The organism is Nocardia altamirensis NBRC 108246 (assembly GCF_001612685.1).
Classification (GTDB): Bacteria; Actinomycetota; Actinomycetes; order Mycobacteriales; family Mycobacteriaceae; genus Nocardia; species Nocardia altamirensis.
On sequence record NZ_BDAY01000048.1, the window covers coordinates 68,714 to 91,222 of the forward strand.

Annotated in this window: 22 protein-coding genes and 1 pseudogene; 12 read left to right on the top strand and 11 right to left on the bottom strand. The window is 65.4% G+C overall.

All coding sequences use genetic code 11. The annotated features are described in order from the left end of the window. Positions 1-133 precede the first annotated feature (133 nt). Positions 134-349, bottom strand: a complete 216-nt coding sequence (locus NA11_RS45795) for a hypothetical protein (RefSeq protein WP_167837716.1) — start codon at positions 347-349, stop codon at positions 134-136. Between the two features lie 60 nt (positions 350-409). Then, positions 410-592 (bottom strand): hypothetical protein, encoded by a 183-nt coding sequence (locus NA11_RS45800; RefSeq protein WP_167837717.1) that lies wholly within the window; start codon positions 590-592, stop codon positions 410-412. A gap of 1,229 nt (positions 593-1,821) precedes the next feature. Between NA11_RS45800 and NA11_RS47405 the strand changes: the two are divergent. From NA11_RS47405 to NA11_RS24635, 3 genes and pseudogenes are all read left to right on the top strand, one after another. Then, positions 1,822-2,412, top strand: a pseudogene (locus NA11_RS47405) (toxin glutamine deamidase domain-containing protein); the annotation flags it as partial. Next, positions 2,303-2,836 (top strand): SUKH-4 family immunity protein, encoded by a 534-nt coding sequence (locus tag NA11_RS47410; RefSeq protein WP_084655028.1) that lies wholly within the window; start codon positions 2,303-2,305, stop codon positions 2,834-2,836. The pseudogene NA11_RS47405 and the gene NA11_RS47410, both read left to right, overlap by 110 nt. Before the next feature lie 21 nt (positions 2,837-2,857). Further along, on the top strand, positions 2,858-3,088 hold the full coding sequence (locus NA11_RS24635; RefSeq protein WP_141717807.1) for a hypothetical protein: 231 nt from the start codon (positions 2,858-2,860) through the stop codon (positions 3,086-3,088). A 786-nt stretch (positions 3,089-3,874) separates the two neighbouring features. On the opposite strand, the gene NA11_RS24640 is transcribed toward NA11_RS24635, so the two are convergent. Together NA11_RS24640 and NA11_RS24645 are read right to left on the bottom strand one after the other, a co-directional pair. Next, on the bottom strand, positions 3,875-5,047 hold the full coding sequence (locus NA11_RS24640; protein WP_167837718.1) for a DUF3558 family protein: 1,173 nt from the start codon (positions 5,045-5,047) through the stop codon (positions 3,875-3,877). Between the two features lie 143 nt (positions 5,048-5,190). Next, on the bottom strand, positions 5,191-5,610 hold the full coding sequence (locus NA11_RS24645; RefSeq protein WP_069164353.1) for a DUF4254 domain-containing protein: 420 nt from the start codon (positions 5,608-5,610) through the stop codon (positions 5,191-5,193). Positions 5,611-5,906: 296 nt separating this feature from the next. On the opposite strand from NA11_RS24645, the gene NA11_RS24650 reads away from it, so the two are divergent. The 5 genes from NA11_RS24650 to NA11_RS24670 all read left to right on the top strand — a co-directional run bounded on the left by NA11_RS24650 (position 5,907) and on the right by NA11_RS24670 (position 10,268). Further along, positions 5,907-6,755: a helix-turn-helix domain-containing protein gene (locus tag NA11_RS24650; protein ID WP_069164354.1), complete on the top strand. Its 849-nt coding sequence runs from the start codon at positions 5,907-5,909 to the stop codon at positions 6,753-6,755. 201 nt (positions 6,756-6,956) lie between these two features. Next, positions 6,957-7,520 (top strand): DUF3558 domain-containing protein, encoded by a 564-nt coding sequence (locus NA11_RS24655; RefSeq protein WP_141717808.1) that lies wholly within the window; start codon positions 6,957-6,959, stop codon positions 7,518-7,520. Between the two features lie 41 nt (positions 7,521-7,561). Continuing rightward, a complete protein-coding gene (locus NA11_RS24660) occupies positions 7,562-8,041 on the top strand; it encodes a hypothetical protein (protein ID WP_245746139.1) in 480 nt (159 codons plus the stop codon). Continuing rightward, the gene (locus NA11_RS44975) at positions 8,038-9,249 is read left to right on the top strand and encodes a WXG100 family type VII secretion target (RefSeq protein WP_069164357.1); all 1,212 of its coding nucleotides are present in this window, start codon (positions 8,038-8,040) and stop codon (positions 9,247-9,249) included. Before NA11_RS24660 ends, NA11_RS44975 begins: the two co-directional genes overlap by 4 nt. 242 nt (positions 9,250-9,491) lie before the next feature. Continuing rightward, positions 9,492-10,268 (top strand): ESX secretion-associated protein EspG, encoded by a 777-nt coding sequence (locus NA11_RS24670; protein WP_069164358.1) that lies wholly within the window; start codon positions 9,492-9,494, stop codon positions 10,266-10,268. Positions 10,269-10,369: 101 nt separating this feature from the next. On the opposite strand, the gene NA11_RS24675 is transcribed toward NA11_RS24670, so the two are convergent. Continuing rightward, positions 10,370-11,491, bottom strand: coding sequence for a DMT family transporter (locus tag NA11_RS24675; protein ID WP_069164359.1), 1,122 nt, complete (start codon positions 11,489-11,491; stop codon positions 10,370-10,372). Between the two features lie 701 nt (positions 11,492-12,192). On the opposite strand from NA11_RS24675, the gene NA11_RS24680 reads away from it, so the two are divergent. Continuing rightward, positions 12,193-13,350 (top strand): helix-turn-helix domain-containing protein, encoded by a 1,158-nt coding sequence (locus NA11_RS24680; protein WP_167837719.1) that lies wholly within the window; start codon positions 12,193-12,195, stop codon positions 13,348-13,350. Between the two features lie 10 nt (positions 13,351-13,360). On the opposite strand, the gene NA11_RS24685 is transcribed toward NA11_RS24680, so the two are convergent. Continuing rightward, positions 13,361-14,122 carry a histidine phosphatase family protein gene (locus NA11_RS24685; RefSeq protein WP_084655035.1) on the bottom strand — a complete coding sequence of 254 codons (762 nt, stop codon included), beginning with the start codon at positions 14,120-14,122 and terminating at the stop codon, positions 13,361-13,363. Positions 14,123-14,389: 267 nt separating this feature from the next. Here NA11_RS24685 and NA11_RS24690 point away from each other — a divergent pair, with 267 nt between their 5' ends. After that, a complete protein-coding gene (locus NA11_RS24690) occupies positions 14,390-15,103 on the top strand; it encodes a YbaB/EbfC family nucleoid-associated protein (protein ID WP_069164361.1) in 714 nt (237 codons plus the stop codon). Between the two features lie 2 nt (positions 15,104-15,105). On the opposite strand, the gene NA11_RS24695 is transcribed toward NA11_RS24690, so the two are convergent. The 4 genes from NA11_RS24695 to hemW form a co-directional block, all read right to left on the bottom strand. Next, positions 15,106-15,759: a TetR/AcrR family transcriptional regulator gene (locus tag NA11_RS24695; RefSeq protein WP_069164362.1), complete on the bottom strand. Its 654-nt coding sequence runs from the start codon at positions 15,757-15,759 to the stop codon at positions 15,106-15,108. 184 nt (positions 15,760-15,943) lie between these two features. Next, positions 15,944-16,747: an alpha/beta fold hydrolase gene (locus NA11_RS24700; RefSeq protein ID WP_069164363.1), complete on the bottom strand. Its 804-nt coding sequence runs from the start codon at positions 16,745-16,747 to the stop codon at positions 15,944-15,946. A gap of 333 nt (positions 16,748-17,080) precedes the next feature. Next, positions 17,081-17,290: a hypothetical protein gene (locus NA11_RS24705; RefSeq protein WP_069164364.1), complete on the bottom strand. Its 210-nt coding sequence runs from the start codon at positions 17,288-17,290 to the stop codon at positions 17,081-17,083. A 275-nt stretch (positions 17,291-17,565) separates the two neighbouring features. Continuing rightward, a complete protein-coding gene (gene hemW, locus NA11_RS24710) occupies positions 17,566-18,741 on the bottom strand; it encodes a radical SAM family heme chaperone HemW (RefSeq protein WP_069164365.1) in 1,176 nt (391 codons plus the stop codon). A gap of 177 nt (positions 18,742-18,918) precedes the next feature. Here hemW and NA11_RS24715 point away from each other — a divergent pair, with 177 nt between their 5' ends. Next, on the top strand, positions 18,919-19,467 hold the full coding sequence (locus NA11_RS24715) for a hypothetical protein (protein WP_069164366.1): 549 nt from the start codon (positions 18,919-18,921) through the stop codon (positions 19,465-19,467). Here the strand turns inward: NA11_RS24715 and NA11_RS24720 are convergent. Continuing rightward, positions 19,460-20,134 carry a TetR/AcrR family transcriptional regulator gene (locus NA11_RS24720; protein ID WP_069164367.1) on the bottom strand — a complete coding sequence of 225 codons (675 nt, stop codon included), beginning with the start codon at positions 20,132-20,134 and terminating at the stop codon, positions 19,460-19,462. The genes NA11_RS24715 and NA11_RS24720 overlap by 8 nt on opposite strands. 549 nt (positions 20,135-20,683) lie before the next feature. Here NA11_RS24720 and NA11_RS24725 point away from each other — a divergent pair. Next, positions 20,684-22,486, top strand: coding sequence for a nitrite/sulfite reductase (locus tag NA11_RS24725; RefSeq protein ID WP_245746141.1), 1,803 nt, complete (start codon positions 20,684-20,686; stop codon positions 22,484-22,486). Positions 22,487-22,509: the final 23 nt, after the last annotated feature.

Here is a 22,509-nt window from a genome sequence, read left to right on the forward strand (position 1 = left end):
AATCCGCCACAGACAACCACTCCTGCACCGAGTACTGCCGCCGCACAGCCCAGCAACGTCACGCCGCACGCGACCGGCCCCACACCGCCTGCACACACCTCCCCACCACCTGCGACAACCTCAGGTCCTGCAACTACCTCCGCACCACCTGCGGCAACCCCCGCGCCCGCGACCGGATCCACACCGCATGCGGTAACCCCCACGCCAGCAACAACCCCCGCGCCACCCACAGCCGGACCCACACCACCCGCGACCACTTCCACACCACCCGCGTCAACCCCCACGCCAGCAACAACCTCCACGCCGCCCACAACCGGGTCAGCACCACCCACAACTGGACCCACGCCACTCGCAACCACCTCCACACCACCCGCAGCAACCCCCACGCCAGCAACAACCACCGCGCCACCTACGACCGGATCCACACCACCTGCGACAACCCCCACGCCAGCAACAACCTCCACGCCGCCCACAACCGGGTCAGCACCACCCGCAACTGGACCCACGCCACTCGCAACCACCTCCACACCACCCGCGGCAACCCCCACGCCAGCAACAACCACCGCGCCACCCACAGCCGAACCCACACCATCTGCGGCAACCCCCGCGCCTGCAACAACCTCCGCGCCACCTACGACCGGGTTGGCGCCGCACGCGACCACCTCCGCACCGCCTGCTGCTGACCCTCGCGCCGCAGCTGCCAGCCCAATGCCGCCTGCGGCGGACCACACGCGCCAGAACGTCGCCACACCAACGACGACCGACGCGACGCGCTCAGCACCGGCACCTGCTTCCGACCCGGGACGGCCGAACCCGGCCAGCCCTGCCCCGTCGGCAGCGGACACTGCACGTCAGACCCCGCAGGCTCCGACCGCTGCCGAACCGGCACGGCCCACACCGGCGAGAACTCCGACGGACCTTCCCCACCTCGGAACTCCGCCGAGGAACCCCGCGGACCAACCGCGCCACGAAACCCGCCCGCCCATCGACGGTTTCATTGCCCACGCCCCTGATTCGCCACCGCAGCAACGCCGGCCCGGTCATGATGGGTACCCGCGACAATCCACCCGGCACCCAGTGAATCCTGTTGCACATCAACCGGATCAGGCCCGCGCCGCACGGGAGCACTTCCGCAACCAAACACCGGAGGCAGGCAGGGTCACCCCTGTCATCGTCAGCGCTGACCCCTTCGCCGCCAACACGCCGGCCTTCGACGTACGCCGCTTCCCCGACCAGTCGATCAGCGTGATCACCATCCGAGTCCACATCGATGCAGGCCCATATGTCTCGTCACAAGACATCCGCAACCTCATCGAAACCGCCCAAACAGCAGCAGATCGCGCCTTCAACACCGCACCCCGCCTCCTCAACGGCGACCGCCTGCTGATCGACGTCGTCTTCGCACCTGACCCCGCCACCGCCCACCTCCAAGTCACGGCCAACCAGGCCCCCGGAGATCTCAATAACTGGTCAATCCACGCCCGCCCCGAATCCCTCATCAACAACATCCGCCGACAACTCGGCCTGCTGCCTCACGAGCCCGGCACAGATCCCTCCTTCACACCCACCGAACTGCGGCAACTCAGCAACGACATCGCCGCAGCAAACACCCCGATCCGCTACACCAACCTGCCCGACACCCGAACAATCGACCATCATCGGCTCAGCGACCTCGAAGACGAGGCATACCAGGCGATGGTCGAAGACTCGCTGCGCGACGGCGACCAATTCACCCGCGGTGCTGACCCTCGCATCCACCCCTACGGCAGACTCATCAACGACGGCGGGATCCTTGTTGACGGCCGCAGCAACAACTGCCTGGACAATGCGCTGGCAGCACTGTCCTCGTTCTTCGGGCGCCCGCACGTCGCCCTCCCACGATGGCCGGATCCACTCCCTGATGGGACTATCGATCAAGAAAGCGGTGAATACGGCGGACTGGCGCGTGCCGCTGGCTGGCTCGGCAGCGGACTCGTTCACTTTGGTAACCAAGGCCTTTCGTTACCAGAGCAGTTCAACGCAGTCCACGACTGGATCGCCCACCTGGGCCCCGGCTCGGCCGCACTTGTCGTCAACGTGTGGCATGCCCGCGACGCAAACAATGCGTTCCGATACGACTCCGATGGACGCCCGATCGCGAGCGGCAGTCACGCGACCGTCATCGTGTATCCGCCCGGCGCGACAGGGCCGGTCTGGTGGGACCCTCAATCAGGCGTCACATCTGATCACCCGTCACCGTGGATGGTCGGCTATTCCATCGAACTGTCCTTCACGCCGATTCCCCCGGATCAAGGAGTAGGTAATGCCGGAGCAATATCGAACCAGGGACCAAGTGGAGCAGTACCTGGCACAGATCTTGAACCCCAACCGGAAGTACCAGCTCAATCCGTTCGAGGGCGGGTGGGTGGTTAGCTCGATCCTGACTCCGGAAGAGATGGCGAACGGGCAGGGACTCGGGATGACGAGAATGGTGGTCGACTCCGAAACCGGGGTGGTGCTCAGATACCCGAGTTGGTCGGACCAGATGGTGATGGACGACTACAGCGAAGCGAAGCGGACCGGCCGACCGCCGATGGGCCGCCAAGTGTATCCACCCCAGTGGAAGGTGAACTTCGAACAGATACGGGAAGACTCGAACGAAGTGGAGTACATGGTCCACGCTTCCTCAGCAACGGAACCGCCCATCTACCACCAGCTGATCATCAACAAACAAACACTCCGCGCCCGAACAAACACCCCGGCAATCCATCCCGCGTGCGCGCGGGCGAAAGCATGGGCACACGCGAACCGGAGTCCAGACGGGACATGGCCGTCACGGGGAACGTTCACTTTCTAGCTTCGCCACGCGGAAGGTCGAATGATGGCGCTGTATGCGGAGATTCGGAAGATCGATGAGGATGGTGGACATATCCGGTACGGGTACACCGACAGTGCAGGGGTAGAGCGGATGGTGTTGCTGGACAAGGCGGCTGAGACGATCAGGCCCGAAAGTGGTACCGAGGACATGCTCTACCTGGCGGTGGCTCGGAAGATTGCGTCCGCATGGATAAGTGGGCTGGTTCCGGAACGGATGATCGTGCAGTCGTGATGTCCGGACCTGAGATCAAGGGCAGCGGGGTTGGTTTCTGGTCGAGGGGGTAATGGTGCAGGTGGCTTCTCGCGCGATGCCTACACCATTACCTCGTGATCAACCGACCAACTCCAGAACCGGGTGGATGCAAAGCAAGGGGCGGATTTCGGCTGGCGAGGGCGGTGGGGTGGGGCCGTAATCCCCTACTCGTCGGGGGTTCTGGGGGCCAGGATTGGGTTTGATGTTGGTTGGTTTGCGGGTCGGGATGTCATCCCAGTGGGCGCCGAAGCCTTGGGGCCGACGAAGCTCATCTCTTCACAGATGTACCTGGGCGTGGTGGCGGGTCTGGCCCCCGGACCGGGGTCTGGGTGCTGCTGCCCAGGTATTCGATTCTGCGGAGCCCATGGATCGGGTGGTGGCGAGGGCCGGTGATGGCGGAGGGGCAGTGATGCGGCGAGGGGCGCTGGACGCGACTTATCGCGGGGATTGGCGCGTGGTGAACCTTTGGGGGCGGGCCTCGGCGAGGGGTGGCGGGGCGTTCAACGCGACCGTCGCGGCGACCGCGACCGTCGCGGCGACGGGCGCGTGGCGAACCTTTGTGGGTGGGCGGGCCTCGACGCGGGATGGCGCGGGGCGTTCAACGCGGCTGTCTCGGCGAGGGCGCGTGGTGAACCTTTGGTGGACGGGCGGGCCTTGGCGAGGGGTGGCGCGGGGCGTTCGACGCGACCGTCGCGGCAAGGAGGGCTTGTGGTTGAGCCCTTTGCCGACGGGAGATCAGGGCACCGGCCGGCCGACTGAGCGGGCTCAGCGGATCGACTCGATAACGGTGGGCGCGATCTGGGCGGCTTGGGTGCAGGCGTCGAAGGGGAAGGGTGGGGTGGCGGGGGTGAGGTTCAGGGAGACGCGGACCAGGTGGGCGTTGTTCGCGGTGGGCGGGTCGGCGCGGCGGTAGTTGAGGGTGAGGCCGCAGCTGGTGTTCTGGCGGGTGGGGTCGGTGGATTGGACCGAGCGGATCTCGATGCCGGTGAGTCCGTCGAGGGTCATGTGGCGGGCGTATTGGATGGATTGCCCGCCGTCGAGCCCGGAGGGCAGCCGCAGGATCTCCCCCGCCTTGACCATCTGCTCGGAGCTCTGCTCGAACGACACCTCGACGGTCGAGCGGTGCGTGCCGCCCGTCTGGACGAGAGTGATCGCGCATTTGTACGCCTTGGTCCAGCCGACCGAACTCATCTCCCATCCAGGGAACTGGGTGCTGATCTGAGGTTCGGCGGCGCAGGGGTCGCGCTGCACGAGTGATCGAGGGCCGGGTTCGGTGGGCCGCGCGCGTAGTGCCATCAGGTTGTCGATGGTTGCGGCGAGGTAATCCTTGGTGAACTGGCACGGCTTCGACCACGGGACCGGCGCCTTGGTCGGACCGGACACCTTGCTGATCGTCAGGCCGTGCGCGAATCCGGTGTCCTCGACCGGGATTCGATAGTCGCAACTGGAGGCATCCGGTCTGGCGTCGTCATTGCCGATGCCGCGGAACACGATGCGGCCGTTGACCTGTTCGGCGGTGTCGCCGACGCGCTTGTCCGAGGTGTAGACCTTGTCCAGCTCCACGTTGACCAGGTACGAGGCGTCCGGGGCGTCGTTTGCGGCGATGATCAGCCCGCATCCGGTCCAGCCGCCGCCACGTTCGGCGCCTGGGCTGCGATCGAAGCCCTGGAAGGTGCCGAGGCGTTCGGCGAACTCACGATTCAACAGACTGCACGGGTCGGTCGCCCGTATCCGGGCCATCAGGTCGGCGGTCCCCGGCGCGATGGCGGCGAGTTCGACGGAACCGGGAACCCCTTGCACCTTCGATGTTTTCGGGGCACGGGCCTCGGTGGTGGAACGCACGGTGGGTTCGGTGGTGATGGTGCCGCAGCCGCATACTGCGATGGCGACCGCAATGCACAACGCCACCACGGTCGCCCAGCGCCGTCTGCCGCCCACGAACACCGGCAACTCCCTCGGCTTATCGAACGATCCCCGGCAGGTTAACCGACCGAGACACCGCATTCTGTCGGTTCGCGAATACCCGGCAGCTGTCAGGTGAATTGGTGGCGGGATCGGCCGCCTCCGCACGAAACTCATGATCAACGCCTGTTGGGCAGGCGACGGCGCCCTGCGGCGAGTTCGGCGGCGAGGTCCTCGTAGCCGATCGCCAGCTCAGCGAGGCGTTCCCAAGCGAACCAGATGTCCCACTCGGATGCCCCCGCGGCATTGGCGCATGCGGTCAGCTGGGCGAGGCGGTCGAGGATCGCGCCGACAGTCTCGGTGTGCAGGTAGGCGCCGCCATGGGGGACCGGCAGGTTCACCGCAACCCACCGATCGATGTCACGGACCTGCTTGGCGCGATATTCGTCGATACCGCAGATGTTTTCGTGGATTGTCACCAGTTTGCGTTCGTGCAGGACGGCGAGCTCGCGGGCAGCGCCGAGTATCGGATGGTCGACATCGACCTCGGCACGACATGCTTGCAGCACTTGGCTTCTCGTTGGCAGCTGTTCGGTCATCGGGCAGTCCCCCTTGGAATGTCGGGTTTTGTCGGTTGCACGGTGCGCCCGGCCCGAGTGGACCTGAACCCGCTCTCGCCGATAAGGTTTCAAGACTTCGATGACACGGACCGGGCGCGCTTTCAGTAGAGCACCGGAATTGATCGACGGGACTGTTCCCGAGGGTGGAACAAGGGGAAAAGTCGCAAGGTTCCAAAGAATCCCGTCACAGCGGTTCCAAATTCATACCTGGCCAATAGTGAGGCTACGAAAGGGAATTGCCCGTGCCCCCGACTGGATCGACCCTGCCCCGCCGCATGCTCGCCCGTCAGCTACGCGAACTCAGGGAGCAATCAGGTGTCAGCGCAGAATTCGCCCGCAAGGCGATCGGCGTCGGCAAACAAACGTTGTGGCGGATGGAGACTGGACAACCGGTGCGGTTGAACCCGTTGTTCATCGCGCGACTGTGCGAGGTGTACGGCGCGCGCGAAGAGCTGTCGCGGAAGTTGCTTGCACTGACCGCGGAGACGTTTCGGAACGGATGGTGGCACGCCTACAGTGACGCGATGCCGAAGCACTTCGACTTGTTCGTCGGACTGGAAGAGGCCGCGCAGCGGGCCATCTCGTATCAAACGGTGCTGGTGCCGGGGATCCTGCAAACCGCAGGATATCGGCGAGCTCTGATCTGGGTCGACCACCCCACCATGCCCGCCGCGGACGTCGAACGACGCATCGAATTGCTCACCCGGCGCAAGAGCCGACTCAGCTGCACAGAAAGCCCGTTGGCCCTCGAGGCCGTCCTGGACGAGGCGGCGCTGCGCCGAGCGATCGGCGGCCGTGGCGTCATCACTGAGCAGCTGAAACACCTGTCGGAGGTCGGTGCACTGCCGAACATCTCGGTGCGCGTGATTCCGCTTGCCGCCCAGGCGTATTCCGGGCTGACTATCGGCCCCTTCGACATGCTCGAATTCCCGCAACATCCGACCACGCACCTCATGGAACCTCCCGTCATCTATTTGCAAGGCAAGACCGATGCGCAGTACCTCGAGAAGGCGGATGAAATACAGGAGTACCAAAACGCGTATACCGATTTGCAACGTTCCGCATTGGACGAGAGTGACAGTCGAGCACTGATCCAGCAGATTGTGACGGAGTACGAGTGGTGAGTCGGCCGTAACCGGGCCGCCCTCCGAGCTGAAGCCCCGGGACCTCGTCCATGACGAGTCCCCGGGCTCAGCCTGCCTATGCCTGCGACACGCTTGCATGCAGGTAGGGCGATCAGTAGCGTCAGGTTGAACTGCAGGGGGCGGAGGAGCCGGTCCGGACCCGTGCGATCGATGTGTGGGCACCGGCGGGCGAAGGATCCGATGACGAGCAGGTCGAAATCGTGGCGATTGGGGCCCCTCGCGCTCGGCGCCGTGTTCGTGATCGCCGGGTGTGGGCCGTCGGATGGTGACCCGAAGGCTACGAGTAGCCCGACGAGCTCAGGCGTCGCTACCGACGTGCCTGCCGGGTACGACCCGTGCAACGACATCCCGCAGTCTGTCTTGGACTCGGAGAAGCTGCACCGCAAGGAAAAGGATGACTCGACTGCCTCCGGCGGAATCAGGTGGCGCGGTTGCGCATGGGTTCAGTCGGACGGGTATGCCGCGAGTATCCAGACGACGAACATCACGATCGACATGGCGCGGGCGAAAAAGTTCCCTGATACCCAGGAGTTCACCATCAGCGGCCGGCGGGCGATTTCTACGCGCCAAGTCGATACGCACCCCGAGTCGGTGTGCACGGTGGATGTGGAGATGAAGGGTGGCAGCCTCGAGTTCAACCTCACCAACCCGCCATCAAGTCGCAATACGGGAAACCTGAACACGTGCGATCTTACTCGTGCTCTTGCTGAGAAGGTCGTACCGACCGTGCCTGCCGCGGCATGATCAGCGGCTAGCAGTCGTTCTTTATTGGGAGGGATGGATTCATGGGAGACGACAACGCAACATCGCCCCGCCCTATGGCGAATGTTCTGACGGAGGCACGCGAGGGTCGGCTAGGCATTGCGATGACGGCGGAGGACTTCGTCTACATCGATCGCGACTGCCAATACTTCAAGGACACGATCCTCGCCGTTCAGAGAACCGCAGACGCCATCCATCGACAGGACAACTGGGGGTTGGGCGAGAAGGAAGGCAAGATGGTGTCGGCCCAAACTCTCGTAGGTCGGTTTCGTTCCAAGGCCAACAACGCTGGCGATGGCAACTCGGTGTGGCAGATCATGGAACAGCACTACAAAATCGTCGAGGACATCCAAGAGGTCCACCGGGTGGTCCGTGAGCGAATGATGCAGTCGGACAGCAATTTCGCCGCCGAGTTCAACCACCTGAATGAAACTTTGCCGGAGCGACCACCAGTACCCTTGAAGGTCGGACCCTACGTGCTTCCCGACGGGTCAGCACGATGACAGGCTACGAACCGACACGAATCCCCGGGGGCGGCGAGCATACCGACAGCTGGGAGCATCCGGAGATCAAGGATGCCTTCGACCCCCTCGATACCACTGACGCGATGGCCCAGGCACAGAAGTACTGGGAGATGCACCAGAATTGGGAGCAGGGCGTGGAAACCTTCGCGCGCTCGATCCAGAAGTCGATCGCCCAGGCGTGGTCAGGTCCGGCCGCCGAAAAGTCCAAGGAAGCGATCCAGAATTACACCACCGACGCGCACACCTTGACACCCGCTCTGGCGGAACTGCATACCCGTGTCCGCGACGCCGCGATCGCAATCGTCAACACTAAGAAGGCGATTCCCGATACCGTCGACACCTCGTTCGGCTCCCGAGTGTTCCACCCGAGCCGCTGGTTGCTGCAGAGCGAGAAGAACGAAGAGGCGCAGAAGGCGCGCGTCGCGATGAACGAGCACTACGTGCAGCCGTTCAGCCAGATGGACGGCAAGATCCCGGTGCTTCCGACGCCGACCAGCCCGACCAAGGCGGTCGACATCCCCGCTCCTTCGCCGAGCGGGTACCAGAACGGCGATGGCGGTCAGCCGAACCAGTCGAATGGCACTGGTAACGACTCCAATTCGAACAACTCCACCCCGGGCACCACCGACAAGACCAACGATCCGGGAACTCAGGATCAGCAGTCGACCGGCGAGCCGAAGACCGACCAGACGACCACTGCGTCGACGAACGGGACCGATTCTCAAACCACCCCGGCAAGTACCACGGGCACACCCACTTCCACCGACCAGACGAAGACCGTGCCCTCGAACACCGGCACCCCGTCCAGTCCTGGAACACCGGGAACTCCCACCACCACAGGCGTCCCCGGCAGCCCAAGGGGCACAGGCACACCCAGGGGCACCGGCACACCGGGCTCGCCGAATTCGGCAACCCCACAACCGGGCCGCAGCATTGCGGGCAGTCCGATCGCAACCGGCACACCAACGTCCGCCGCCGCAACAGCAGCGGCAGCAGGCGCCCGTGGCACCGCGGGCACCCCCGGTGTCGGTGGCGCAGGCATGGGCGCGGGCCGCGGCAAGTCCGATGACGACTCCGAGCACAAGGCCCCCGACTACCTGATCACCCAGGAGAACACCGAAGAACTACTCGGCGAGCTCCCGAAGACCTTGCCCGGCGGCGTAATCGGCGGCGACAACACCACCTGACCTCATGCACCCGCACCGCTCATCGAACGGGACATCGCCGAGGCGACACGCGCACTTCGCCGCAGCCATGTCCCGTTCGACGCCCGAGCCATCGGCCAGGCCCGGGAGCAGCGGGGTGGCAGGGCGGGCCGACCCAGGACGAACGGCACAGCGGAGCCGGACGACGGCTGGGTGAGCCAGCACGGCGCGGCCGGCGACGACATCTATCGAAGTAGTACAAAGAAGCGGATTGGGGACCGGCAATGGCGGAATGGACTTGGGACACGGACGATTTCGCGGCCCTGTGGTACTCCGACGCCCATGACCGGTTCCCCAGCCCGCTGCGGTACACGAGCCGCTTCGCACTGCGTGACGAGTTCGCGGCGCACCGCCGCGCGGTCAGGGAGCGGTATTCCGGCGACGAGCTGGAGGAGATCCAGCTGGCGCTGCACACCCTCGGCACCTCGGATCTCCGGATCGAAATCCTCGGCGGCACCTGCAAACACAAGAACAGCACCGGCCAGGACGACGTGCGCGAATACCGAATCATCGGCGCACGCAACACTTATCGCGCGGTCACTCTGATGCAGGCGGGCACGGACGGCGAGCACGGCCCGATCCGCGTGCGCATGGTCGGCCCGGACAGCCTGCCCATGCGCATAGTTCAAGCCATTCCGGCCTGTACCCCTGGCAGCGCCGCCGCTGCCACCTTCCACGCCGAGGATCTCGGCCCGCGCCGCGACGGCTACTTCGAGGACGTCGCCCGTCAAACCCCGCGCGAGCAGTATCAGCGGCTGCTCGGCCGTCCTGCCGACGGCGGCGGCAGCGCTGTCCTGCTCGCCGCTCCCCTGCACACGCACGCACAACCCTCGAATGTCTTGCAATGGCACGACATCACCGACGACGGCCGCTACACCGAGATCCGCGGACCGCACGTGACCGTCCGCCCCACCACCCCGGCCGACCTGGCCACGCATTTCGCCACGTGGATCGAGCGCGCCATGAAGCGTCTCGAAGAGTCCCGCCTCGATACCTGGTAGCTGACACGACAACTCACCGCAGACAGTCCGAAAGTGTTATGTGCACATCTCTTCTCAGCTAAACGCATTCTCCAATATGCAGGACTCGGAATTCGTACATATCACAATGAATCCAGCGAATTCTCCCGAAATGCCCGCTCCTGGACGGGCATACCGCGCTGCATCAACGCGGGCCGATACGGGTGCGCTTCCTCCGGTTCGGTGCGCAGCGGAGTCAACACAACAGTCGGTTCGACGGCAGTGAGCTTGATGTAGGCCGGTTTTCTCCGCGTCGAACCTGAATCCGTTTCACCGGTCTCGGATTCGGCCCCAGGCCGGTCCGCCAGATTCAGTCCGACCGCGCACAGGACAATCAACACCCCGCCCGCGATCCCACTCCACGTGGGTACCTGCTGGAAGAAGAGCAACCCGAAAAGCAGCCCCCACACACATTCGAGGGTCAACAGGTTGCCGCCCTGCACTGGGTTCACGTGTTCGAACGCGTAGTTCATCAGGAACACATTCAGCACACTGAGCACCCCGGCGACGCCGATCGCGCCCCACAGCAACCCGGGCGACACGTGCGCCGGAACCTGTGGCAGCCCCTCCCATTGAGCGGCGGAGGTCAGCGCGACGCCAACGGTGCCGACACCGACGGTCAGCGCGGTGATCTCGTAATTGTTCAGCTGACCGCTGTGCCAATCGCGCCCGAGGTAGCTCAAGGAAATCGCCACCATCGCGACCAGCGCGATCAGATCGCCCTCGTTGCCCGACACCGCAGCCCCGCCGAAACCGATCCCCAATCCCGAGAGGATGGCGACCCCGACCGCGGATCCGCTGACGAAGAACACCCGAACGGCGGTGACGCGGACGCGGCGCAGCAGCAATCCGAGCGCGGACACGAGCGGTAGTGCAGCGATGAACGAAATGTTGCTCACGGTCGTCATGGTCGCGGCCTTCGCGAACAACGTGGTGCCGAATACATAGAGCAGGGCGGTTCGCCCCACGATCACGCCCCATTCGCGGAGTCCGATGTGCAGCACGACCCGCCAGCTGATCCAGCGACCGAATGCGACAATCGCGATCAGAAATGCGATACCGGTGCGTAGGTAGACCTGTTGCGCGATGGTGAAACCGCTGTCGAGATAGCGCGAAAAGACCGTCAACATGGCAAACGAGGCGGTCAGCAGTACGAGCGCCCCGATACCACGCAGGTCGATGACATTTCTGCGTTGCGCGAGCACGGAACCGTTGATTCGCTGAGCCTACCCAGCGACTCAGCCAACGGTTCCGTACTAGCGGGTATTTTTCGGTTCGGCTTACCAAACAGCCGCTACCGACAGTGGCACAGTTCTACACGGCTCCTCCCACAGGTTCCTGCCTCCGAGGATGCCGATGGTGCCCGCCACAGTGACAGCGCCGGCCACGTGCCAGCCAGCCAGCCGCAACCCATGCCACCGCCAACACCGATACCGTCGTGATATCCAGTGCCGCAGCGCAAGTGACGAACGCCGCCAGTGCCGTGATCACGGTCGCGACGGCGGTCATCACGTGTGCCACCTGCATGACAGGTGACGGATGATGATCCTCATCGGCCGCGGGCAGTGCGTGGTGCGTCGCAAACTTTCCGACGATTCCGATTGTTCTCATGCACTCAGCGTGGCCCCCACCGCGCCGACCGGGCCAGTGCCGTCGCGACCTTGCACGCCTCGCGCGCAGAACCGGCGGAGTATAGACGTGAGACCAGGCAAAACGATAGCGTCATCTTCTGGGACGACGCCGAGACCACGTGCGTCCGACCAGCGGAACTGCAGGGGATCCGGAGAAGAGGGTGAGCAGCCAACACAGCATCGCGTGTGGCCGCAGAGTCGTGCGCGAATTCCAAGCCACCGGAGGGTCGACATGGGAGACCGTCCACGCGGTGAAGTCGCATTGCGGAGTTTCTTTGCTCCGTGCCCATCGAATCACCTACGGCTTCACCCTCGTCGAGGTCGCGCAGCGACTGCAGCAACTGGTCAACGACGGCGAATCGGCGGGCCGAGGGCTGTCGCATCAGAGTGTGTCGCGCTGGGAGACCGGCCTCGACATGCCGTCCTACCAATTCCTGGACGCGCTGTGCAGGCTGTATCGCACCCGGCCTGATCGGCTCGGCTTCGGCCACGACTACACCGACGACGAGCAGGAAAAGCAGCGCAGCCGTTTGCTTTTGCGCCACGAGCTGCGCGGCGGCCCGACACCATCGGAGACGGTACGCGCACTCGAAGACAGCCTCGCACTGTCCGGCTACCTGGTCTATGTGCTGCCGCCGTCGGAGTACATTCCCGCGCGGATGCGTGATCTCGCCCAGATCCATCAGCTGAAGCTGGCCGAACCAACGCCCGACCTACGCCAGCGACTGCACAGAGTCGAGGCGATCGTCGCGGGGCTCATCGCTTTTCGGCTGAACGACGTTGCCGATCTGCACGACACGTTCATGTGGTTCTACAAGGCCCGCCGCGCCGCGCGTCAAGCCGGGGATACAGCTTTGGAAGCCTGGTTGCACGGCCATATGGCGCATACCCACGAGTGCTATCGGCACGCACTCGACCAAGGCTTGGCCGCGGCCAAGTCGGCGCAGGCGGCGGGCGGCCGAGTGCCGACCGCGGCAGGCGTTTTCGGCCTGCTCGCCGAGGCAGGCATCCAGGCCAGGATTCGGCGCCGCCGGGAAACCCTCGTCTCCATCGCCGCCGCGGAGCGCATGTTCACCGAGCTGCCGCTGGAGGAGACGACCGACGACAACCTCGGCACCTCCGAATACATCCTGCGCTGGCACCAATCCCACGCGCTGAGTTCGATCGGCGACTGGCGTTCGGCGGAGGAGATCCGCACCCGCATGCTCGAACTCCCGATGGCCGACAAGGACCACGTCGGCCGTTCCCTGCTCGATCTGGACATGGCCGCCGTGTATGCCCGCCAGGGCGATATGGACCACGCCCGCGAACTGATCGGCCAGGTCTGGCGGGCGCTGCCGCCCGAACTGCGCGTCGGCCAGGTGCGGCGCAATGTCTCGCAGCTGGTGGTCGGGCTGCCGAACAGCATGCGGGACGGCATCTTCGAGAAGTGACGGCGCAGCGTCACGGGCGCGGCAGGTGGGCGCGCTGGTCGTAGCCGACCAGGCGATAGCCGTCGGCGGCGCGTTGCCAGCTGGTGATCGATCCGTTGCCGACCAAGCCGACCTCCGCGATCGCCAAAACCTTTGCGGCGGTGAGTTGTTCGAGGATCTGACGCAGGAAGAGCACGACCGCGTCATGCGCGACGATCAGCACCCGGCGATGCCGGTGCTCGGCCGCGAGCGAGGCGACGACGCCGCGTAGACGGGCCGCGACGTCCTCGAACGATTCGCCGCCTGGTGGCCGGTAGCCAAGCGGGTCATCGGCTTCCTTCGCGGCTTCCTCGGGGAATCGCGCACGCACGACCAGCGGGGACAGGTGCGCGAAACTGCCGCGGTATCGATCGAAGAGGCGTTGGTCGATGTCGAAACAGGGTGGGTTGCGGTGCGCGGCACGCAGTTCCTGCTCGGCGAGCTGCCAAGTCTGCCGGGCACGTAGGTACGGCGAGCACAGCACCAGCTCGGGTAGTTGGTCGAGGCCGGCCAGCCACTGCCCGACCGCGACGGCTTGCCGTTCACCCAGTTCGGTCAGGGCGATGGACATGTCGTCGGATTCGAGGGTGGTGTTGGCCGCGAAGGCGGCATTGGCGGTGCTTTGGCCGTGCCGGACGGCGTCCAGCCGGGCTACCGATCCGGAATGTTCCTGGTGTGGGCAGGGCGCAGCGAAGACGCCGCGCTCCCAGCCATTGTCGTTGCCCGGTAGCGACGCCTGCTCATTCGTGCTCACACCGCATTATCCGTCGAGCGGTGCACCGGTGGCCGATTCCGTGGCCGTCGCACCGTAAAAAGTCGAGCAAGCCACATCGAGGATCACGTCGAAAGAAAGCTGAGATCGCTGCTGGCGGGGCTATTTTCGGGGCACCGACACGGCGGTCTGATAGTCGAGTTGAATAGCCGGGCTTTCCTGGAAACAATAATGGCATGCCACCGTAATAGCGAAAGATCCACTGTCACAACCGGTCCGCTACAACATGAGCCCTCGGGGGGCGACTAGATGGCAAGGGAAAATCTACGGGGTCTATGCGCGGAAGCGGTCAGCCTCCTCAAGGCGCTGCGCAACCGGCTGCGCGCGGTCACGGCGGAGATCGACGCCTGGACCTACGAGGCAGGCGACGGCAACGCGTTCGTGACCGTCGCGGCCGACGGCCGACTCCTCGAGCTCGATCTGCCACGCGGACTGCTGCTCACCGGAACCCTCGACGCGGACGGCAGCACCGTGCTCGGCTGGGCGGACTCGGACGCCGCCTTGCAGCACGCCTGCCTGACCCTGGTCGACGCGATCAACAGCGCGCGGTGCAACGCCCAGTGCGCGGCAGCCGAGGCACTACGTCGGGAGTTCCCGGAGGCCTTTCCGCTCAGGACCGCCGGGTCCTGCGGGGACGGCATCGACGCGGTGGTCAAAGACCTCAATCGCGAGTGGGATTATGCGGTGCGGCTGATGTGCGTCGGGCGACCCGAACGGTCGCGCGAGCGGCACATAGTCGCGATCGTGGAGAAGTACGCAGACCTCGGCACGGTGACCATCGATGGCAACGGCGTGCTGCATGCCATCGACCTCGATGCCGACACCGTGCTCGACACCCGCGAGGACACCGTCATCGACGCCGTCACCACCGCCGTGAACGCGGCGATCGCCATGGTTGCCCCCACCGCCACCAGCGTGCTCATCGACGAAACATGGTCACCCGCACTGGGAATCGCCGAGTGAGTTCACGAAACAACTGGGCCGTCGAACGGCATCGAATCCTTCGGCGCGCCCGTCGCCTGGAGTGCGCCGGTCCACATCGTGACGACGAGTTCGACGACGTCGTCGGTGCGCCGATCCGGCGGCGGCTCGATGACGGCGCCGTGCATCATGGCCGTGATGCCTTGCACGAGAAGCAAACTCGTCAGATAGGGGTCGGATCCGCCGACGTTCATGCGGCGCAGCTGGCGCTCGACTTCGGTCGCGAGGGTCGTTTCGAGTTCGCGCACATGGTCCGCGAAATCCGAGCTGCGCTGCGCCTGCAGGGTGAGCATCCGGTTCAGGTGCGGCTCGTCGTGGTGATGACTCGCCAGTTCGGTGATCACCTGACGCATGGTGTCGGGCAGCGACGGATTCTCTTCGTGCAGCACGGCGAATCGAGCGAGCAGCACGTCCCGGTTGTGGTGATCGTGCCTGGTGGCGAGGGCGTGCAGCAGCGCGTCCTTGTTCGGGATGTAGTGGTACAGCGTGCCGATGGATATCCCGGCAAGCTCGGCGATCTTGTTGGTCGTGGTGTTCAGGTAGCCGTCGCGTTCGAAGAGCTGTGCAGCCGCATCGAGGATGGCCTCGAAGGTGAACTGAGAGCGCTGCTGTCGGGGCCGTTTGCGGGGAGCGGACACGTTGCCTCGGGTCGAGTTGTTAACCGGAATTCTCGAAGCAATCATGTCATGCGGCGGCCGCACCGAAAAATATTCTGGCGAAATCGATTGAGCACCGAACTGAATCCCCATGAAGCGCGCTGAGCCACCGACCTCCCCACCCGGCGAAAACGCCGAGGTGCGCCGAGGTCGGCGGCTCGGGCGGTCAGCGTGGAACGGCGGCCTCAACGACTGCGGCGACGCTGTCGGGTCGCGATACCAGCCCGGCGTGCGACGCGTCCAGTTCACTCGTGTGCGCGCCCATGCGCTTGGCCATGAACCGCTGGGACGCGGGCGGAATGACCCGGTCGGCCCGGGAGACCAGGTACCAGCTCGGCGTGCCTGCCCACGACGGAGCCCCGGACGGTTCGAGGTTGGCCGCGACCGCGATGGATTGCTGGTGGGCGAACATGTCGGCGGCCGTGGCCGGACTGACGTCCTGCGCGAAGACGGTGTTGAACTGATCGGCGGCGACATAGCCGTCGAGGTTCTTGCCGCCGATGCCGGTCGCATCGTCGACGACGGCGACCTGGAGGGCAGGCGGGAGCAATTGGCTGCCAGGGAAGCGAATCGGATCGAGCAGCAGTTGCGCCACCTCGCCCTGCGCCGGCGCGAAAGCCGCTATGTAGACCAGGGATTCGATCTTCGGGTCGTGCACGTTGCTGATCACGAAGCCGCCGTACGAATGGCCTGCCAGCACAACGGGTCCCGAGATGGTGTCGATGGTGCGTTGGACAGCGGCCGCGTCATAGGCCGGGCCGCGCAGCGGATTGTCCGGTGTCACAACGCGATAGCCGTGCTCACGAAGAATGTCGGCGACGCCGTTCCAGCTGGTGGCGTCGGCGAAAGCGCCGTGCACGAGGACGATGGTCGGCAGCGGAGCGGCGGTGGCCGGCACCGCCGCCAACGTCGTTGCCGCGGCGACGGCCAGCGCCGCGACGGCCGCGCGCAGACTGCGAACGGGGTTCATGGGCGTCCTTTCGGTAGGCATTCGCGGGTGCGTGCCACGCTGCACGGTTCGCGCTCTATCCGAAATGATCTCGCACCAGATGTCGATAGCGGACAACTATCGCGGGAATCGACCGGGCGTCCTCGAGACAGCAGACGCCGCGCGATCGCAATGATCGCGCGGCGCATGGCTTTTCGGCGTGCAACACCACAGTCGATGAGTGCGCGACGCTATATTCAACACCTACCCTGCGCCGCATCTCTGTGCGCAGGAACCTTCGCCACCTCGCGCAGAGCGCGGGTCATTTCCTGCGCACGGTGAAGGATGCCTTCACCGACGAGGGAAGGATTTCAGCTAGTCGCAGACCCTGGCTTGCTTGCCCGCGAGAGCGTCGAGTCCGAGCATTGCCAATAGAGACTGACAATCATCGGCATTCTGTGAATAACTGGCGACCGTGCGGGCGGCCACCGCGCTCTGTCGCGCAGATTCGGCCTTTTCCGCTGCCCGCGCCTCGGCGAATTCGCCCGGTTCGTGGATGAGGGTGATGTGTCGTGCCGGGGACATGAATCTCCTTGGGGTTGATCGAAGCCTACAAGGGTCGCCCGCTCCTTGACAGCCGAACCGACCCTGCAGTTCGCTGAACCTCGGAGAACTCGCACGCAAATGCCGCAAACCGACCAGTCTCCGCAACCTCCCCGGCCCCCGGCGCCCAAATGCCGCCCCGCCCACCCCTCCGCGCCCCCTCCTCGGTCGTGACTCACATCACAACCAATTCGACGAGTGGCACATGGCTGTGGCATTTGTCGAGAACGCCTCTCCACCATGTGCCACTCGTTGCGTCAGGGGACGAGGAGCTGGCGGACTACTCCGTCGGCGAGGAGTCTGCCTCGGTCGGTGAGGACGAGGCGGTCCGCGGAACTGGTGGCGAGGCCGTCGGCGATGACGCGGGCTGCCGCGGCCGTGCCGACGGTATCGAGGTCCGCGAGTGGGAGGCCGGTGCGCAGGCGGACGGCCAGCATGAGGCGTTCGGTGTAGCGCTCGTCGGCGGTGAGTTGCTCCCAGCCTGCGGCGGGCAGACCGCCCGCGGCCACCCGGTCGGCGTAGCGAGCGGGATGTTTGACGTTCCACCAGCGGACACCGCCGACGTGACTGTGCGCGCCGGGGCCTGCACCGAGCCAGTCGCCGCCGTCCCAGTAGCCGAGGTTGTGCCTGCAGGCCGCGGATTCGCCTGCGGCCCAATTGGATACCTCGTACCAGGTGAGCCCGGCCGCGCCGAGGCGAGCGTCGATGCGTTCGTAGCGAGCGGCGAGCACGTCGTCGTCGGGCGCGGGGAGTTCGCCGCGGCGCACGCGTCGAGCGAGCGCGGTGCCGTCTTCGACGATCAGTGAATAGGCGGACACGTGATCGACGCCCGCGCTGAGGACCGCGTCGAGGCTGGCATCTAGATCGCTGTCGCGTTCGCCGGGGGTTCCGTAGATCAGGTCGAGGTTGACGTGCTCGAAGCCGACGGCACGCGCCTCCCGTGCGGCGGCGACGGCGCGTCCCGGCGTGTGGGTCCGGTCCAACACCTTCAGCACGTGCGCCGCGGCGGACTGCATGCCGAGCGAGATGCGCGTGAAGCCTGCCCCGAGGAGCTGCTCGAAGAATTCCGGGGAGGTGGATTCCGGGTTGGATTCCGTGGTCACCTCCGCGTCCGGCGCCAGCGTGAAGTTCGCCCGCACCGCATCGAGCACCTCGGCCAATCCGGCGCCGCCGAGCAGCGACGGCGTGCCACCGCCGATGAAGATCGTCGACACTTCGGGCGTCGTCGTCGGCAACGCGGCGAACTGCGCTGCCGCCGTGGCCAATTCGCCACGCAGCGCAGCCAGCCAGGATTGCGGCGACGCCGAGGTGCCGAGCTCCCCCGCCGTATAGGTGTTGAAATCGCAGTACCCACACCGCGTCGCACAGAACGGCACGTGCACGTAGATCCCGAACGGCCCACCGCCGAAATCACTGAGCTCCGGTCCGGACATCTCGGTGCCGACAGGAATAGCCGCAGGTGAACTCACCCCTCCAGTGTGCAGGTCCCCCACCAGCCGCCCGCAGGCCGGGTCCGCCGACCTGCCGCCGCCGACTCGAGGGTTGAACTTAGTTCAAAATACTCGATATAGTGATTTGAACTTAGTTCAAATAGTCTCAGGGAGTTCCCCATGCCGGTTTCCGTCGCGCTAGCGGCCACCCTTCAACTGCTGCTGGCGGCGACGTTCGTCGTCATGCTCGTCGCCTTCCACTTCGTCGGGCCCCGGATGCAACAGGCTGCCGACGCGGAGGCACGCCGACAAGGCGTGCCGCCCGCCGTGCTCGCCGAGCACGGCATCGTATTCGCCGAGGGCGCATGGGCTTTCGTGGTCGGCTACGCCATCGCCGCGATTGTCACCGCGTTGGCATGCCTGAACCTCGCGGGCAACGCAGCCGGTCAGCTGTTGTCCTGGATCATCGAACCGCTGGTCATGCTCGGCGTCGGCTACGTCACGACCATGCAGGTCTTCGCGGCGCGGTACACGGTGCGCGTCCTCGCCAAGTCCGCCGACCAGCGAGCACGAGATATCGACGCGCACAAGGTGATTCGCGTCGCGAGCGCCACGTTGCCGTCGTGGTACCGCCCCGTGACGGTCGTCCGCTGGATTCTCGCGACGCTCGGCTCGGTGCTTGTCATGGTGCTGCTCGCAATGCCTTCGGCGACCGCGTATTTCAGGTAGCGAGTCGCGCTGCCAGCCCGTCGAGAATCGCGCGCAAGCCGAAGTCGAAGGTCACCTCGTCCGGCAAGGCGGGCGTCGTTTCCATCGACGGCATGGTGCGGGCGCGCAGCCGCGGAAACTGGTGCGCGATCTCGCCGATGCGGGCAATGGTGTCGCGCAGGTGCTGGTCTTCATCGGCGCCCGCACGCCGCAGATCGGCGCGCCAAGCCGCTTCGGCGGCCTCGCCCTGCGCCGCGCCGATGACGAACATCAGCACGGTGGCCGACGCCTGATCCGCGTCGGGCTCTGTGAAGCCCGCATCCTCGTAGATGGCGAGGCAATGGTCGTCGTAGCGGGCCTTGTTCGGGCCGTAGATGAGGTGGGTACTCATGGCGGCCAGCAACCAGAAGTGCCTGCCGATCATCGCGTGCACGCTGCGAGCCAGCTCCGAAGTCGCTGTCCGCCAGCCGATCTCGGCGGAATCGGGGAGTTCGACCTCACCCCACACGAGATCGGCCGCGAGCGTGACCAACTCGTTCTTGTTCTTCACGTGGTAGTACACGGCGGTGGCCGCGACACCGAGTTGAGTGCCGAGCCGCCGCATGTTCAGTCCGCCAACACCCTCGGCATCGAGAACTTCGACGGCGGCCCGGACGATCTGCTCCCGGGTCAACGACTCACGCGGCATGGCCTCAACCTAGTCGGCGAGCACCGCGTTCCGGTCCGCGGCCGAGCAGCCAGCGGCCGTTCTCCTTGGACATCACGTACATCGGAGAGCCATTGCCGGTGCCGTGGTCGTCGGCGGACAGGTCGACCGGCAGCGGTCAATACGGACACAGGGTGGTGCGGTTCACTTCGGACCTAGCGGTCATATCACCCGACGCGGGTGCGTGCTGATCTATGACGGCCGTCACAGATCAGGTCAACAGTCCAGGGGATTTCCCGCAAAAATCCGGAAAATACCGACGCACCGTCAGAAGGCGGCCGCTGACATGGCACAATAGGCTCCATGCGCGCATTGGGAGTACGACTTGTGGCACGTCGCCACGTCGACTACAAGCGCGTCTGTAGTGCCTGCTGTCTGGCCATCTCTTCTCGGTAGCTCAGCGGCGCCCTTTCCCGGTTCTATCCGGCGACTTTCATATCGGCTTCATCGCCTCCGCTGACACCGCAGGTGCGAGCTCAGCCCCTCGCGCCGCCAGACGGATATATCACCAAAACTTGCAGGAGCGACCCCATGACGTCGAGTACCGACGCCGGTCAGACCGACCAGTCCGACCCTGAATCCCGGCCAGCCCGCCCGGATCGCCCCGCCTCCGAACGCCGGGTCCGGCCCGACCGGCCGCGTCCCGAAACGCCGGCGGGCCCGCGCGCCCGCACCGGTAAGCCGGTGCGCCGCAAAGCGGAAGGACAGTGGGCACTCGGCTATCGCGAACCGCTCAACCCGAACGAACAGTCCAAGAAGGACGACAACCCGCTCAACGTCCGCGCCCGGATCGAGAACATCTACTCGAAGGCGGGCTTCGACAGCATCGACAAGGGCGATCTGCGCGGCCGATTCCGCTGGTGGGGCCTCTACACCCAGCGCGAGCAGGGCTACGACGGCACCTGGACCGGCGACGAGAACATCGACCTGCTCGAGGCCAAATACTTCATGATGCGCATCCGCTGCGACGCGGGCGCGCTGAGCGTCGCGCAGCTGCGCACCCTCGGCCAGATCTCCACCGAGTTCGGCCGCGACACCGCCGACCTGTCCGACCGCGAGAACGTGCAGTACCACTGGATCGAGGTGGAGAACGTTCCGGAGATCTGGAAGCGGATCGAAGCGGTCGGCCTCAAAACCACCGAGGCGTGCGGCGACTGCCCGCGCGTGGTGCTCGGCTCGCCGCTGGCCGGTGAATCGTTCGGCGAGATCATCGACCCGACGCCGGCGATCGACGAGATCGTGCGCCGCTACATCGGCAAGAAGGAGTACTCCAACCTGCCGCGCAAGTTCAAGACCGCGATCTCGGGCCAGCAGGACGTGGTGCACGAGATCAACGACATCGCGTTCATCGGGGTCGATCATCCCGAGCACGGGCCCGGCCTCGACCTGTGGGTCGGCGGTGGCCTGTCCACCAATCCGATGCTGGCGCAACGGGTCGGCGTGTGGGTGCCCCTCGACGAGGTGCCCGATGTGTGGGAGGCCGTGGTCTCGCTCTACCGCGACTACGGCTACCGCAGGTTGCGGACCAAGGCGCGGCTGAAGTTCCTGGTGAAGGACTGGGGCATCGAGAAGTTCCGCGAGGTGCTCGAGGAGAAGTACCTGAAGCGCAAGCTGATCGACGGCCCGGCGCCGGAGCAGCCGACCAAGCCGATCGACCACGTCGGCGTGCAGAAGCTGAAGAACGGACTGAACGCGATCGGCTTCTCCCCCATCGCAGGGCGGGTCTCGGGCACGATCTTGACCAAGGTCGCCGACGCGGTCGAGCGGGTCGGGTCCGATCGCATCCGGTTCACGCCGTACCAGAAGCTGATCGTGCTCGACGTCGCCGACGACAAGGTCGACGCGCTGATCGACGAGCTCGCGCCGCTCGGACTGCAGGCCCGCCCGTCGCTGTGGCGGCGAAACCTGATGGCCTGCTCCGGGATCGAGTTCTGCAAGCTCTCGTTCGCCGAGACCCGCAAGCGGTCCCAGGCGCTGGTGCCCGAGCTCGAGGAGCGGCTGGCAGATCTCAATGCGCAACTGGATGTTCCGGTCACCATCAACATCAACGGCTGCCCGAACTCGTGCGCGCGTGCCCAGATCGCCGATATCGGGTTCAAGGGTCAGCTGGTCGACGACGGCGACGGGAATCACGTCGAGGGCTTCCAGGTTCACCTCGGCGGCAGCCTTGGTTTCGACAGCGCCTTCGGGCGAAAGCTGCGTCAGCACAAGGTGACCAGCGACGAGCTCGGTGACTACATCGAGCGGGTGGTGCGCAATTTCATCAAGCACCGCGAGGACGGCGAGCGGTTCGCCCAGTGGACCGTTCGTGCCGACGAGGCAGATCTGCGATGAGCCTCGCTTGCGACAAGCACTTG